The following is a 14,688-nucleotide window of genomic DNA, read 5'->3' on the forward strand; positions in this document are numbered from 1 at the left end:
TTAATTAATAATTAGCGCGCTTTAAGGGGTACGAAGGTCTGGTTTTCCGGTCCGGTGTAATTGGCGGACGGACGAATAATTTTATTATCCAGACGCTGTTCAATGATGTGTGCAGCCCAGCCTGCGGAACGGGCAATAACAAAAATCGGGGTAAACATAGCGGTCGGTACCCCCATCAGGTGATACGCCACCGCTGAGAACCAGTCGAGGTTCGGGAACATCTTCTTGTGCTGAGACATCACGGATTCAATACGATCCGCAATATCAAACAGACGGAAATCTTTCGCTTCTTCGGATAACTCACGGGAAATCGCTTTGATAACCTGGTGACGCGGATCAGCAATGGTATACACCGGGTGACCGAAGCCCATCACCACTTCACTGCGGGTGAGGCGGGCGAGAATATCAGCCTGAGCTTCATCCGGTGAGCTGTAACGTTTCTGGATCTCCAGAGACACTTCGTTGGCACCGCCGTGTTTTGGTCCGCGCAGTGCGGCAATCGCCCCGGTAATGGAGGAGTAAAAATCGGTCCCGGTACCGGCGATAACACGGGCAGCAAAAGTGGAGGCGTTAAACTCATGTTCTGCATAGAGAATGAACGAGGAGTTCATAAAACGCACCCAGTTTTCAGACGGTTTTTTGCCGTGCAGCAGATGCAGGAAATGGCCGCCGCAGGTGTCGTCATCGGTTTCGGTATCAATGCGGCGATCATTAAACGCATAGTGATACCAGTAAAGCAGCATGGAGGTCAGGGAAGAGAGCAGGCGATCGGCGATATCACGGGCACCGGATAACGGATGGCCTTCTTTCTCCGGCAGGACGCAACCCATAATAGACACGCCGGTACGCAGTACATCCATCGGGTGGGCAGAGGCAGGCAGTGCTTCCAGGGCTTTCTTCACACTGTGCGGCAGGCCGCGCAGTGATTTCAGTTTCGCCTTGTAAGCGGCCAGTTCTGCCGCGTTCGGCAGTTTTTCATGGATCAGGAGATGAGCGACTTCTTCAAAATCACATTGTGTGGCTAAATCCAGAATGTCATAACCGCGGTAATGCAGGTCGTTCCCGTTAATCCCCACAGTACAGAGTGCAGTATTGCCGGCAGCGACGCCGGACAGTGCGACGGATTTTTTGCCTTTCTTCAGTGCAGGTTCAGGTTTGCTAAGTTGTTCATTCATGACGGGTGATCCTTATTATTATAGTGAGTGTACAACCTGCTTCGCGTTATCTTTCAGAGGTTATTTTTTCTGCGAAAACAGTGCGTCGAGCTTATCTTCATAATCGTAGTAGTTAATGCTTTGGTATAATTCTTCACGGGTCTGCATCTGTGAAATCAGACTCTGTTGCGTGCCTTCACGGCGCAGGGTGTTATAGACATTTTCAGCAGCCTTGTTCATGGCGCGGAAGGCGGTGAGCGGGTACAGGGCGATAGCGATATTCACGCTGCGCAGCTCATCCAGGGTAAACAGCGGCGTTTTACCGAACTCGGTAATATTTGCCAGCACCGGCACACGGATTTTGTCAGTGAACAGACGATACATTGCCAGCTCTGTAATCGCCTCCGGGAACAGCATATCCGCACCGGCCTCGATATACGCCTGTGCGCGGTCGAGCGCGGATTCCAGACCTTCCACCGCCAGTGCATCGGTACGCGCCATCACCACGAAATTATCATCAGTCCGTGCATCGACTGCGGCTTTAATGCGATCAACCATTTCCTGTTTTGAGACGATTTCTTTGTTCGGGCGGTGACCACAGCGTTTTGCGCCGACCTGGTCTTCAATATGCATCCCGGCAGCCCCGGCTTTGATCAGGGATTTCACGGTGCGCACCACGTTAAAGGCTGACGGGCCGAAACCGATATCCGCATCCACCAGCAGCGGCAGATCACACACATCCGTAATACGGCGGACATCCGTCAGTACATCATCCAGTGTGGAAATGCCCAGGTCAGGAATACCCAGAGAGCCTGCGGCAACACCGCCGCCGGAGAGATAAATCGCTTTATAACCTGCACGTTTTGCCAGCAGAGCATGGTTGGCATTAATAGCACCGACCAGCTGCAGCGGGGATTCAGACTGTACAGCGTCGCGGAATGCGCGTCCTGCGGAATAAAGAGCCATATATTCACCTTGTTATTAGTTTGATACTCAGATGTTATAAAGCAATCGCTATGCCAATCAGCCGGGTAAGGTAACTAAAACGCGAGATACATCACACATTTGGCGTATTTATCCTGTCATTACGGTGCCCACTATAGAATTTGCCGATTCTGTCTGACAAGCAGGATGTTAGCTTTCTGTGATGGTGATGCTATTTATGTTTCAAAATAGCTGTTAATGTGTTTCGTGAAATATAAATGAAACATTTGAAACACCTGAAACAGGGGCGAAACACATGGCTCAGAGCGACAAACCGGTGATCTGGACGGTTTCTATTTCACGTCTTTTTACCCTGTTCCGTGATATCAGCCCCGAATTCAGTGCCCGTGCCAGTATCAGTGCGATTAATCTGGGGTTTGATGCTGCGGTGGAGGCGATTCGCGAACGGCTGAAAACAGAACGCTGTGATGCGATTGTCAGTGCAGGCTCTAACGGTGCGTATCTGAAACAGCATTTGCCGGTGTCGGTGATTGTCGCCGCACCGGGCGGGTTTGACATCATGCAGGCTTTGGCACGGGCACGGCAGCTCAGTCCGCGCATCGGCCTCATTTATTACCGCAATACGTTTCCGGCACTGGACTCGCTGGCACAGAGTTTCGGTATGCAGATTGAACAGCGCAGTTATGTGACCGCCGAAGACGCACGGGCAGCCTGTCTTGCCCTGAAAGCGGACGGTATTTCGGTGGTGGTGGGGGCGGGGCTGATTACCGATATCGCGGCAGAGTGCGGCATGACCTGCATTTTCATTTATTCCAATGATGCCGTCCGGCGGGCATTCACCGATGCGATAGAACTGACGCGTATCCGCGACCAGCCGCAGAACATGCCGCTGCCGGTAGCGGGCTCTCTGAATGTCCGCCATACACTGAATGACATTCTCGGTACCTCGCCGGTGATGGAACAGGTACGGGAAACCATCACGCTGTTCGGACGCTCGAAAGCGACAGTGATGATCCAGGGGGAAAGCGGCACCGGTAAAGAAATGGCAGCACAAGCCATTCATCATGAATATACGTTGTTTCACAAACACCGGCGGATGAAACGCACTGCGCCGTTTGTGGCGGTGAACTGCGGGGCTATCCCTGAAAGCCTGCTGGAAGCGGAGTTATTCGGTTATGAGGAGGGCGCATTTACCGGCTCGCGGCGGGGCGGCCGTGCCGGATTATTTGAGGCAGCGGACGGCGGTACACTGTTTCTGGATGAAATCGGTGAAATGCCGGTGTCGCTGCAAACCCGTCTGCTGCGGGTACTGGAGGATCGCGCCATTGTGCGTATCGGCGGCTATAAACCGATTACCGTGGATGTGCGGGTGATTTGCGCGACTCATAATGACCTGGATAACCGGGTGGCTGCGGGCACATTCCGCGCGGATCTGTTTTACCGGCTGGGGGTACTGCGTCTGCAGCTTCCGGCACTGCGCGACCGCGGGGCGGATATCCTGTTACTGACAGAAAAATTGCTCAAACTGGCGTTTGCTGAGTTGGATCTGCCGCTGCACCGCAGCCATCTGCAACAGATTCTGGCATGCAGTGACTTTTTCTATCACTACCGCTGGCCGGGAAATGCCCGCGAGCTGCGTAATCTGATGGAGCGGGTGGCGCTGTATTGCAGCGCGTATCCGGATAAAATTATTACAGAATCATTATTACTGACACTCTCTCCTGAACGGCGCACGGCGATTGCTCCCGCCCCGGTGGCTGATCTCCCGCCGGAACCGGTAAATACCGCCACGGCAACAGAAGCGGTAGCCCGTTTCCGGGGCGATCGCCGCGCCGCCGCTGACTGGCTGGGGATCAGCCGTACCACCTTATGGCGTCGTCTGAAACAGGAACAGAATACTTCATCCTGACTGTCCGCCGCCTTATACTGTGCCTCAGAATTGAAAAGCAAGAGCCGGAGTGTTTGTCTGTATCCGGCCTGCAATACTGTCATCACCGGAAAGACACAGGAAACAGAACGGAGGCGTTATGTCAGATCTCTTTGCTCACGATGAACCGCTTGCCGTGGCTCCCGATGCGTATCTGCTGAAAGGTTTTCTCAGTGATGAGGACGAGATGCTGCTGGCGGAAATCCGCCGCCTGACCGCCGTTTCACCGTTCCGCCATATGCAGACGCCCGGCGGATACCGGATGTCCGCAGCCATGAGCAGCTGCGGTACATACGGCTGGGTTTCTGATGCCAAAGGTTACCGCTACTCCCCGGCCGATCCGCTGACCGGCAATCCGTGGCCGCCGCTGCCGGATATATTTTTGTCACTGTCGCAGCTGGCGGCGGCACATGCCGGGTTTCACGGATTTTCGCCGGACAGCTGTCTGATTAACTGTTATGCGCCGGGCGCCGGTATGTCACTGCATCAGGACAGGGATGAACCGGATCGCCGACAGCCGATTGTGTCATTTTCACTCGGTTTGCCGGTGCAGTTTCAGTTCGGCGGCAGTGAACGGCATCATCCCCTGAAAACCTTTGCGCTTGAACACGGAGATGTACTGGTGTGGGGTGGTCGTTCCCGTCTGAATTACCATGCTGTCCGTCCGGTAAGGGCCGGGGTGCATCCGCTTGCGGGTGCCCGGCGGTTTAATCTGACCTTCCGCTGCGCGCGGTAACGGAGAAACAGGATGACAAAACAGACAATACTTTCAGACGATGCGTGCTGGGCGGCGTTGGTTGCCCGGGATAAAACAGCCGATACGCTGTTTGTGTATGCGGTGAAAACCACACAGACATGGGGATTTCCGTCTACTGTTGTGCGGTTGCCGAAACGGGAAAATACCGAATTTTTTGCCACACCGGAAGCGGCGGAGGCTCACGGCTACCGCGCCGGAAAACGCCGTCAGCGCAGCGGTGAGGCTATGACGCAGCGCCATGCGGAACAGGTGGTGCTGGCCTGCCGTGAACTGGAAACGCGGATCGATAACGGCGAACCGCTGCCATCACTGGCAGCGCTGGCTGCACTGTGCGGCGTGAGTCAGTTTCATTTTCACCGTCTTTTCCGGTCACATACCGGGCTGACACCAGCGGCATGGGCAAAAGCCTATCGCGGGGATAAACTGCGGGAACAACTGACAAAACAGACGACAATCACCGGCGCAATCGCCGAATCCGGCTTCAGTTCCGGCAGCCGGTTTTATGAATCGTCTGATACACTGCTTGGCATGACCCCGAAAAGCTGGCGGGCAGGCGGCAAAGGGGCGCGGATTTTCTTTGCCCTGGCGATATGTGCGCTGGGGGATATCCTGGTAGCACAGAGTGAAAAAGGCATTTGTGCCATCCTGCTGGGGGATGATGCGGAAGCGCTGTTACGGGATTTGCAGGATCAGTTTCCCAATGCGGAACTGGTCGGCGGCGACACGCAGTTTGAACAGGTGGTCTCACGGGTTATCGGGTTTGTGGAGGCACCGTCCTCCGGACTTGATCTGCCGCTGGATATCCGGGGAACGGCATTTCAGCGCCGGGTCTGGCAGGCATTGCAGTCCATCCCCGCCGGTACCACTGTCAGTTACCGGGAAATTGCGGAGCGAATCGGCTCACCAAAAGCGGTCAGAGCGGTGGCCGGTGCCTGTGCAGCTAACTGTCTGGCAGTCGCTATCCCGTGCCACCGGGTGGTGAGAACCGGCGGGGAGCTGGCGGGTTACCGCTGGGGGATCGAACGGAAAAAACGTCTGTTGCAGCGCGAGGCATTGCAGCAGGAAATCGGTTAAGTTAAGGAGTACGGATGCGTTTTCGCATAACAGCATTACGGAACAGTTTATTTTTTGCCGCCCTGCCGGTGATCGCCGCCGCGGCACCTGCAACGGCTGAAGTCACCGCAGACGATGACGGAACCGTTGCGGCAGCAGCTTCCGGCCCGCTGTTTGACTGTGACCGGGAACTGATAAAGCTGATTGCGGGCAGTAATCACGCGCTTGTCCGTGCGGAAAAGGTCACCGCAGACAGACTGGGGATTTATGTTGAAAACAGGGATATTAATGAGCTGGCCATTCAGCTCTCTGATACAGGGCAAATGCCTTCGCCGGCGTCACCGGGTGCCGGGCAATTGGGCTGGGTGACGTACAATATCAAAGACAATACCCTGACGGCGACAGGGGCGGATGTGGAGCATCCCGTCCCGCTGACGTTCAGTGCGGTACAGGGTGAGCGGCTGCAATCCTGCCTGAAAAAAGAGAAAACGTGTCAGCAGATCCTCAGTACGATCCGGTTAGAACCCTTTATTGCCATGTCGCCGGCGTGGCGGGTCACCGGCAAAGGGCGGGCTTATTTTTATGCAGCACCGGCAGAACAGTGCCGCAATGATAATGCCTTTGTGGTGCCGGGGGATGTGCTTCAGGTGGTCGGATTACGGGCCACCGAACCGGTGAAAGGGGAAAAAGAGGGCTGGCTGCTGGTGGCGTACGGCAATGCACAAGGCTGGATTAATGTTAACCGGCTGGCCTCACAGGATGTTCTGTGCGATGCGGCAACCGAAAACGCGGATAAACAGTATCAGGCTGGCCTGAAAAACAGTAAACCGTCCTCATATAAATACAGCGTGACACAAAATCGCCTGCGTTTTTTTGATGCGCCTGATAAGGAATGTATTACAGACGTTGCGGATTTTGTGGTGAAAGATGATGTGATCTGGGTGGATCGCCCTCAGCCATATCAGGGATTTGTTCATGGCCGTTATATTCATCCGGTCACCGGCAAGGTTACAGAAGGGTGGCTGGACGCGGGCGGGCTGAAAAAATAAATCAAAAAAGGCCGTTACAAAAAACGTAACGGCCTGCGTTTATTATGGCTGTGTTACAGCCCCAGTTCATCCCGTAGTTGCGCAATCTGTTCGCGCCACTGCTGTTGCAGAGCCGGTTTCTGATGTGCAGGTTTGCGCTGTAAATCTGCCGCCAGTTTTTCCTCCAGTGAAATCAGCGCCGCCAGTGAATCTTCTTCATCACAGACAGGGACTGACGGCTCAGGAGCTGCCGGTAATGTGCTGTTGACGGAATCGGTATTCAGGGCGCGGATAGCATCATAGACCTGATCCAAATCGTGGTATTCCGTCAGCCGGTTACCATCGATATACCAGAAGCGGTTACAGCTTTTTTCGATCAGTTCCCGGTCGTGACTGACCAGAATCAGACCACCTTCAAACCGGCTGATTTCCTCTGCCAGCGCCCGTTTTCCGTCCATATCCAGGTGGTTGGTCGGCTCATCCAGCATCAGCAGGGAATAATTGGCCAGACTCAGTCCGACAAACAACAACCGTGCCCGTTCTCCGCCGCTCAGCGCAGACACCGTCTGCTGATGACGCAGATACGGGAAACCGGCGCTGATCAGTGCCATTTTCCGTTGCTCATCAATCAGTGACGCGAATGGCTTCAGTGCATCCATCAGCGAATCACTGTCATGCAGTTGCGCCAGTTTCTGATCGTAATACCCCAAATGTACACGGGGATGCAGTACCAGCGGGCTGTCCGGCAGTGTGACTTCCGGTTTCTGAGACTGCGACCAGATCATCCGCAGCAGTGAGGATTTCCCGGTGCCGTTTGCGCCCATCACCGCAATGCGGTCACCAGATTTCACCGATACATTGTCTGTCACATACAGCGGCGGACAATTTTCTGCCGGAACGACAGATAACTGATTAAAGGCACACAGCCGGTCTGCCCGCAGGGCATCCCCGGTCAGTTTCAGTTGCCACTGACTGCCGATCGCCAGCTCAACCTGGTCATCCTGCAACCGGTCTATCTGTTTTTCCATCTGTTTGGCTTTGCGGGAAAGGGCTTCGTTATCATACACTTTTCCCCATATCGCCAGCCGTTTGGCACTTACTGCAATACGGTCGATCTCTTTCTGCTGCGCATTGTGGCGGTGCTCATCACTTTCATCCTGTTGCGCCAGCGCTTCCCGTGCCTGTGTGCAGGGCAGACGGAACACCGAAACGTTACCGTCCCGCAGCACCCAGGTGCAGTTGGTGACGTGATCCAGCAGGGCGTTATCGTGAGACACCAGGATAAAGCTGCCGCGCCAGTTTTTCAGGAATTGCTCGAGCCACAAAATGGTCGGCAGATCCAGATGGTTGCTCGGTTCATCCAGCAATAATAAATCCGGCTGGCTGATCAGCGCCCGCGCCAGTAACAGCCGGGTATGCTGACCGCCGCTCAGGGCGGTGACCGGCAATTGCCATTGTACCGGGTCAAACCCCATCTCTGTCAGCAGCATTTCTGCCCGCCACATTTCGGACAGATGCTGTTCCGCCGGTAATTTCTCCAGCACGGCATCCGCCAGTGACAGGGTATTCAGGGATTCCGGCAGATGCTGCTCGATATACGCCATAACGACGCGGTTTGCCGGGGTAATTGTTCCCTCATCCGGCGTCAGCTGACCGGACAACAGTTTCATCAGGGTACTTTTTCCGCAGCCGTTATGCCCGATCAGGCCTATCTTTTCTCCCTGATTCAGGGCGACAGAAATATCGGTTAACAGTGGCGTGTGGCCGGGATGGAATGACAGATTACGGGTTGATAATAATGTGCTCATAGCTTACTCAAATTTCAGGCATAACAATGCCATGGGTCATAAAACGCGATAACCCTGTAAGCTGAGGAAGGATGTTAAATTAAGTAAAGCTTCACTCAGGCAGGATTAACGCACAGCGTTAACAGAAAAGCCTGAGTTCTGACGATTACCAAAGAAATGTGAGAATTCAATCACATAACTTAACACCATAATTAGCCTCCTTATTTATTTTTTGAATTGATGGATGGGGATATCATACCATTTCCCGCGAATAACAGACAACGGCGGAGATTAATTTGCCTTAATCTTCCGGAGTAAAAGGTCATTTTTTGGCGTTTTTCTCTGTGGCATCATGATAAAAACGTCTTTTGTATAACAGGGACGATACCATGCCATTAAAGCGAACCGGATTAAAACTGGATTTTTCACTGCTTAACCAGCCGGAGAAAGATGATAAAAAAACACACTTGCCGACAGATAATTATTTGAAACAGCATATTGATGCCTTATTGATACAGATGAAACAGATGCCGGTTTCATTTATAAAAGAGGCAGAGAATGCGCCGGATTATCCGATGCTGCAACAATGTGGTTATTCCTCCCGACATAACGGATTTCATTTATCTAATGATTGTGGTGATGTATTCATCCGCGCCCGCAGAGAGAAACCTCACTGCGCTGGTGGGTTTGAAGGTGATAAATTTCATTTGAGTGTGCATGAATCACAGATTACACAAGCGGTTACTATGCTGTCAGGAGCGCTGTTTTCAGATAATAATCCCTGTGACAAATGGAAAATAACGGATATTTCACAGGCAGAGCCTGACAGCAGAGTCAAACGCGGAGCCCAGATAACGTTATATGTTCGTCCTGTTGCGGGTGAACATCCTTATAGCGCAGAGCTGCTCAGTGAAATCCGCAGGTTTATCACCGGGCTTGAATACCGTCTGACAGAGGGGGGAATTGTGCCGGGAGAATACCCTTTATCAGATATCCGTCCGCCACACTGGCAATTTACCAGCTACCGTAATGAAATTATCAGCGGGCGGGAGGGCTGTGAGGCGGACCATCAGCGGTTAGCGGAATCCGCATTTTACCGGCTGATGACAGATCGGGATTAATCGGCAGCGGGGCGGAACATATCACAATGCGGAATACCGTCTTCATCATAAACCTCAGAACAGACGGTAAAGCCGCATTTTTTATAGAACGCGGTAAGGTGCGCCTGGGCACTGATATTAATTTGCCGTGTCCCGAAATGCCGGTATACCGCCTGAACGGCGGCATCCATCAGCGGATAGCCCAGTTTTTTTCCGCGGAATTGCGGATTGATCACCACCCGGCCGATAGCTGCCGGTGCCGTGCTGTTTTCCGGCGGCAGAATACGGCAGCAGGCCATAATTTCACCGTCCTGTTCCGCCCAAACGTGCAGTGCAGTGAGATCGGCGCCGTCCGGGTCGAGATAACAGCAGGTCTGTTCAACCACAAATACCGCACTGCGCAGCGCCAGCAGGCGGTAGAGTGTCTGCGGGGGGAGATCGCGCAGGGCGGCTGTCTGCCAGTTAATTTGTGTCATGTGTCCGTCCGTCTGTATTAAAGGAAGTAAAATCCGGCTGCTGCATGGTCACACAATGGATACCGCCGCCGCCGGACGCAATCGCATCAATGTTTACCTGAACCACGGTTCGCCCGGGATACAACGATGCCAGCAACTGTGCCGCGTGTTCATCTGCGGCGCTGTCACCGAACTCCGGCACAATAATACCGCCGTTGCAGGGGTAATAATTGATGTAACCGGCAGCAAAATCAGGCGATTTCATCCGGTCAACCCGTGTAGTGAGCGGATTACTGAGGATATGAATCTCATCAATCAGATTAGTATGTTGCTTCACGGCATACAAAGAAGCGGCGTGATTGCGGGTGACTTCATACTCAAATGACTGCGGATTGTTTTCCATCGCGATAACCAGTGATTTTTCACTGACAAACCGGGCATAAAAATCAATATGTGCATCAGTAATATCATGATTACGGATACCATTCAGCCAGATAATAGTTTTCAGTCCGAGATCGTGCGCCAACCACTGTTCTGCCTGCTGACGGCTGATACCCGGATTACGGTTATCATTGAGAATGGCACTGCGGGTAAAAATACCGGTACCGCTTCCGTTAACCTCAATGGCTCCGCCCTCCAGTGTCAGCGGACTGACATGAAGTGGCAATCCGGTGTATTCTGCCATCACCGCAGCGACCCCGGCATCCCGTTTTACAGGTTGTTTTTTGCCCCAGCCGTTAAAATTAAAACTGACAGCAGAAGGGCGTTTTGTTGCGGTGTCATACACAAAGTTTGCGCCACTGTCGCGCAGCCAGATATCATCGAGCGGGTACTCAATATAAGTGACAGTGTCACCCATCAGTTGTTGTGCTGTTTTTTTATTTTTGCGGGTAACCAGCAGATTTACCGGCTCAAAGCGGGCAATTGCCAGCGCAAGGGCTGCCTGATTACGACAGACTTTTTCTGCTAAAGAGGCAGACCAGATGGACGGGTCTGCACCAAACGCCATCCAGGTCGCGGCGTGCGGTAAGTGTTCACAAGGCAGAATAAACATAATTAACCCATTATATTATCGGTAAGGCCATGTAATACCAGCCGTAAATATCCATATAGCGTTTTGTGGTGTGCGAGGTTTCGTATTTCACGTCCTGAAAACCACGGCGCAGATACAACTCTCTGGCTTTTGTATTTAAGTCAGAAACATACAGTGATAACCGGTTAATGGCCGGGTCCGCCCGTAATTGTGCGGTGATCTCATCGAGAATCTGATTGCCGATCCCGGTGCCACGCTGTGATTCATCGACACACAGGTAGGACAGATAAGCCGTGTCCGCTGCCGGAATATGGACAAACATCTGAAAAATCCGGCGGATTTTCAGGAATGGGATAAAACCCGCTTTGCACAGGATCGCCAGAGAAGAAACCGGAGTCGGGGCATTCTGCGGCGGGCGTTTTACCCCGTAAGTCAGGCCGTACACGGCAACCAGTTTACCGTTACGTTTTACCTGAAAGTGGCGGTCGTACGGGTCACTGAGCCCGCGCTGCCAGAACATCGCCAGCACGGCCTGACGCTGTGCGTCCGGCATGTTGCGGATTGTTTTGAATTTGGATGAAAATGCCTGATAAAACAGGCGCGTGGCGGATTCAAGCCCGGCTTCATCCAGGTGTTCAGTGATCAAATTGCCGTTATCAGCAGCAGAGGTACTGTTTTTTATTATGTTTGTCATAATCATCAATACAGAAAATGTGGTATTATAATAGATAGAGTAATCAGTCTAATTTCTATTATCCGGTTTTCCGGGGAGACTTCCTTATGGAAAAATTAACGGAAAAGCAGCAGCGTAAACGCCGTCAGATCCTTGACGCTGCAATGCATTGTTTTATCGAAAAAGGTTTTCATTCCACCTCGACGGCAGAGATTTGTAAAGCCGCCGCGATGAGCCCCGGGAATCAGTTTCATTACTATCCGACTAAATACGCTATCATTGAAGCGATTGCGGAACTGGACGAGGATGATCACAAGGCGATTCTGAGTATGGGTGATGAGCCGGGGTGTGCGGCGGATATCATTGAAAAAATGATAACCGCGCTGATTATGTTATATAGCGAACCGGGCTATACCCGCCTCAGTCTGGAAATTATCACGGAGGCGAGCCGTAATCCGGCGCTGAATACGGCATTTATTGCGAATGAGCAGCGGTTGCACGCAAAATTCTGTGATGTGCTCAAACGCGGGATCACCGCCGGAGAGATTGATCCGCAACTGAATGCGTCACAAACCGCATCCTGGCTGCTGGTCATGGCGGACGGGACGCTGGGGCGTGAACTGATGGAGCCGGAATTCAGCCGCGAAGCATTTCTCAGCGGGCTGCGTGTGTTACTGAGAAAGGTGCTGAAGCCCTGAATTACGCTTCGCTGACAGTCCGTTGCATCACAGTGACCAGCTCGTCATTGATCACATCGTCATACATCGCCTGCCAGCCCATCCGTGCATACATAGCCTGTTTATCCGGCGTGTAGAGATTCAGTGCTGCCAGGCATCGCTCTTCGGCGGCGGCAAAGACCGTCTGTGTCAGTGCGCTGCCGAGACCTTGTCCGCGGGCAGCGGGCAGCGTGTAAATTTCTCCCGCCCACCAGTCCGCATTTGCCATGCGGCAGGTTTTCAGTTCCCGCCAGATAAGACTGGCTGTTCCCGACAGTGCGCCGTTTTTATCGGTGGCGACAAACAGCATTTCGCCGTTATCACCGTTCATCCGTTTTATCAGACGCGCCAGGATAATTTCCGGTGTCTGCCATTGCGGCAGTTCCTGCCATTCCTGATGTAAAACCTGAGCAATGCTTTCCAGCAGCGGTAAATCATCGGACAGATCGGTCACAGGGCGAATATTCATGATAATGATGCTCCGGTGTGTTCAATAAGTTCAGTAATTAATGCCAGTACCGGCTGAAACAGCGCCCGGCTCTGTTCAAACGTGTAATCTGTCCGGCGGATCGCCACTGCATGACCGTGCAGGGCATCCGCCAGCAGATGCAGAATAGCAGTCTGCCGTGATTCACTCAGCCCGCAGGGCGCAATAATGCGCAGATAGCGCTGACGGAAACAGCCGGACGGGCCGTCACTGTTCAGTGATAACAGAATATCCAGCAGATCACTGTAAATATAGAGCAGATGCAAATAACTTTCTGCCAGCCGCTGAAGTTCCTGCTGTACCGGAGCCTGCGCCAACGGCTGATAAATTTCATCCACCAGGGCAGTGGCGAGGGCTTCCAGCAATGCCTGTTTATTGCGGAAGTAATAATAAATCGCCATCGGATCAACCTGCAATTGTGCAGCAAGCGCACGGATCGACGGTACTTTTCCCTGTTCCTGTAACAGTTTTCCGGCTTCGGACAGAATATTTTCCGCTGTCAGTTTGCTGCCCCGGTGGGCGGGGCGTCCGCAGGGCGGTAGTCGGGATGATGTCATAGGTTGTCTCTGTCAGCGGAAATGGTGGCGGTATTTGCGGATAAAATCGGTCACGGACATCGGTTTTTTTCCGGTGATTGCCGTGAAATTATCAAAAGTGGTTCCCGCACCCGGGATCCGGAATTCACTGAAGGCGATATAATGATCATAAATACTTTTCATATACGCCGGATCCAGCCCCTGTTTTTGCGCAAACTCACGGAATACCTCCGGTGATAATGCCTCATACCGGTAATCAATACCGGTGATTTCGCTGATGATCGCTGCAATTTCGTGATAATTTTTCGCATCATAGCCCAGCCGGTACACCCGGTTACGGTGTTCTGCGGGAGAAGATAAACAAGCTGCTGCGACTTCCGCGACATCCTCACAGGACACCCAACTCAGTGTGGCATCACCGAAATAATCACGCAGTACTCCCGCCGGATGCTGATTATCTCCCTGATAGCCGAGCAGATTCTGCATATAGGATTCCGGGCGCAGATGTGTGTAATCAAATCCTGCCCACTCAATATAGCGTTCAATCAGCTGATGCCACGCCCAGTGCGCGACACGGGTATTATCGTCGCCGCAGGCGCCGAGATGAACAATATGGCGGACACCGGATTTACGCGCCTCATCAATAAAGACTTTGCTCTGTACCAGCATGGCGAGGGTATAGCCGGTCATCATAAAAACCGTATCGACACCGTGCAGCGCCGGTAACAGTGATGCCGGATCATCATAATCGAAATAACGCACCGGCAGGCCGCTGTCGGCAAGCTTTTGCGGGTCACGGGCAGCCAGAATAATATTCACATTTCCGCGTTCGCGCAGACACTGTATTAACAGTGTTCCCACCTGACCGGTTGCTCCGGTGATCAGCACGGTTGGTTTTTCTGCGCTTGTTTGTCCGATCATATTTTTGCCTGCTGTTAATGATTTTTTAATCATGTTTTGTCTTTGCCGGTTGACGTTAACCATATCAGCCCGCTAAGCTGTGTAAACGTATTCTACAGTGTAGAATTAGTATAAAG

General features: G+C 52.7%; 15 protein-coding genes. 6 read left to right on the forward strand and 9 right to left on the reverse strand.

The genetic code is table 11. The features are described from left to right. Nucleotides 1-11: 11 nt before the first annotated feature. Nucleotides 12-1,175, reverse strand: coding sequence for a 2-methylcitrate synthase (prpC, locus tag N7387_RS06730; protein ID WP_025153162.1), 1,164 nt, complete (start codon nt 1,173-1,175; stop codon nt 12-14). 60 nt (nt 1,176-1,235) lie between these two features. Then, a complete protein-coding gene (prpB, locus tag N7387_RS06735) occupies nt 1,236-2,120 on the reverse strand; it encodes a methylisocitrate lyase (protein ID WP_279797898.1) in 885 nt (294 codons plus the stop codon). A 274-nt stretch (nt 2,121-2,394) separates the two neighbouring features. On the opposite strand from prpB, the gene prpR reads away from it, so the two are divergent. The 4 genes from prpR (at nt 2,395) to N7387_RS06755 (ending at nt 6,885) form a co-directional block, all read left to right on the forward strand. Then, complete coding sequence (prpR, locus tag N7387_RS06740; RefSeq protein ID WP_279797899.1) at nt 2,395-4,008, forward strand: propionate catabolism operon regulatory protein PrpR; 1,614 nt, start codon at nt 2,395-2,397, stop codon at nt 4,006-4,008. A gap of 118 nt (nt 4,009-4,126) precedes the next feature. Next, nucleotides 4,127-4,762 carry a DNA oxidative demethylase AlkB gene (alkB, locus tag N7387_RS06745; protein WP_279797900.1) on the forward strand — a complete coding sequence of 212 codons (636 nt, stop codon included), beginning with the start codon at nt 4,127-4,129 and terminating at the stop codon, nt 4,760-4,762. Between the two features lie 12 nt (nt 4,763-4,774). Next, a complete protein-coding gene (ada, locus tag N7387_RS06750) occupies nt 4,775-5,857 on the forward strand; it encodes a bifunctional DNA-binding transcriptional regulator/O6-methylguanine-DNA methyltransferase Ada (RefSeq protein ID WP_279797901.1) in 1,083 nt (360 codons plus the stop codon). 14 nt (nt 5,858-5,871) lie between these two features. After that, entirely contained in the window at nt 5,872-6,885 is a 1,014-nt protein-coding gene (locus tag N7387_RS06755; protein ID WP_279797903.1) for a hypothetical protein, read from the forward strand. Nucleotides 6,886-6,938: 53 nt separating this feature from the next. On the opposite strand, the gene N7387_RS06760 is transcribed toward N7387_RS06755, so the two are convergent. Further along, complete coding sequence (locus N7387_RS06760) at nt 6,939-8,672, reverse strand: ABC-F family ATP-binding cassette domain-containing protein (RefSeq protein ID WP_279797904.1); 1,734 nt, start codon at nt 8,670-8,672, stop codon at nt 6,939-6,941. 368 nt (nt 8,673-9,040) lie between these two features. Here N7387_RS06760 and N7387_RS06765 point away from each other — a divergent pair, with 368 nt between their 5' ends. Beyond that, entirely contained in the window at nt 9,041-9,772 is a 732-nt protein-coding gene (locus N7387_RS06765) for a virulence protein (RefSeq protein WP_262861961.1), read from the forward strand. Here N7387_RS06765 and N7387_RS06770 read toward each other — a convergent pair. From N7387_RS06770 to N7387_RS06780, 3 genes are read right to left on the reverse strand one after another with little or no spacing between them, the layout of a single operon-like run. Next, nucleotides 9,769-10,227, reverse strand: a complete 459-nt coding sequence (locus tag N7387_RS06770; RefSeq protein ID WP_279797905.1) for a GNAT family N-acetyltransferase — start codon at nt 10,225-10,227, stop codon at nt 9,769-9,771. The genes N7387_RS06765 and N7387_RS06770 overlap by 4 nt on opposite strands. Beyond that, nucleotides 10,214-11,260, reverse strand: a complete 1,047-nt coding sequence (locus tag N7387_RS06775; RefSeq protein ID WP_279797906.1) for an agmatine deiminase family protein — start codon at nt 11,258-11,260, stop codon at nt 10,214-10,216. The genes N7387_RS06770 and N7387_RS06775 overlap by 14 nt, the downstream gene beginning before the upstream one ends. A gap of 10 nt (nt 11,261-11,270) precedes the next feature. Then, on the reverse strand, nt 11,271-11,933 hold the full coding sequence (locus N7387_RS06780) for an N-acetyltransferase (RefSeq protein ID WP_279797907.1): 663 nt from the start codon (nt 11,931-11,933) through the stop codon (nt 11,271-11,273). An 86-nt stretch (nt 11,934-12,019) separates the two neighbouring features. Here N7387_RS06780 and N7387_RS06785 point away from each other — a divergent pair, with 86 nt between their 5' ends. Next, on the forward strand, nt 12,020-12,610 hold the full coding sequence (locus N7387_RS06785) for a TetR/AcrR family transcriptional regulator (protein WP_279797908.1): 591 nt from the start codon (nt 12,020-12,022) through the stop codon (nt 12,608-12,610). A gap of 1 nt (nt 12,611) precedes the next feature. Here the strand turns inward: N7387_RS06785 and N7387_RS06790 are convergent, their stop codons facing one another. From N7387_RS06790 to N7387_RS06800, 3 genes are read right to left on the reverse strand one after another with little or no spacing between them, the layout of a single operon-like run. Further along, entirely contained in the window at nt 12,612-13,097 is a 486-nt protein-coding gene (locus N7387_RS06790) for a GNAT family N-acetyltransferase (protein ID WP_279797909.1), read from the reverse strand. Beyond that, nucleotides 13,094-13,672 carry a TetR/AcrR family transcriptional regulator gene (locus tag N7387_RS06795; RefSeq protein WP_279797910.1) on the reverse strand — a complete coding sequence of 193 codons (579 nt, stop codon included), beginning with the start codon at nt 13,670-13,672 and terminating at the stop codon, nt 13,094-13,096. Before N7387_RS06795 ends, N7387_RS06790 begins: the two co-directional genes overlap by 4 nt. 12 nt (nt 13,673-13,684) lie before the next feature. Continuing rightward, nucleotides 13,685-14,572 carry an SDR family oxidoreductase gene (locus N7387_RS06800; RefSeq protein ID WP_279797911.1) on the reverse strand — a complete coding sequence of 296 codons (888 nt, stop codon included), beginning with the start codon at nt 14,570-14,572 and terminating at the stop codon, nt 13,685-13,687. Nucleotides 14,573-14,688 lie beyond the last annotated feature (116 nt).

Origin of the sequence: Morganella sp. GD04133 (genome assembly GCF_029835375.1) — a bacterium.
Taxonomy (GTDB): Bacteria; Pseudomonadota; Gammaproteobacteria; order Enterobacterales; family Enterobacteriaceae; genus Morganella; species Morganella morganii_B.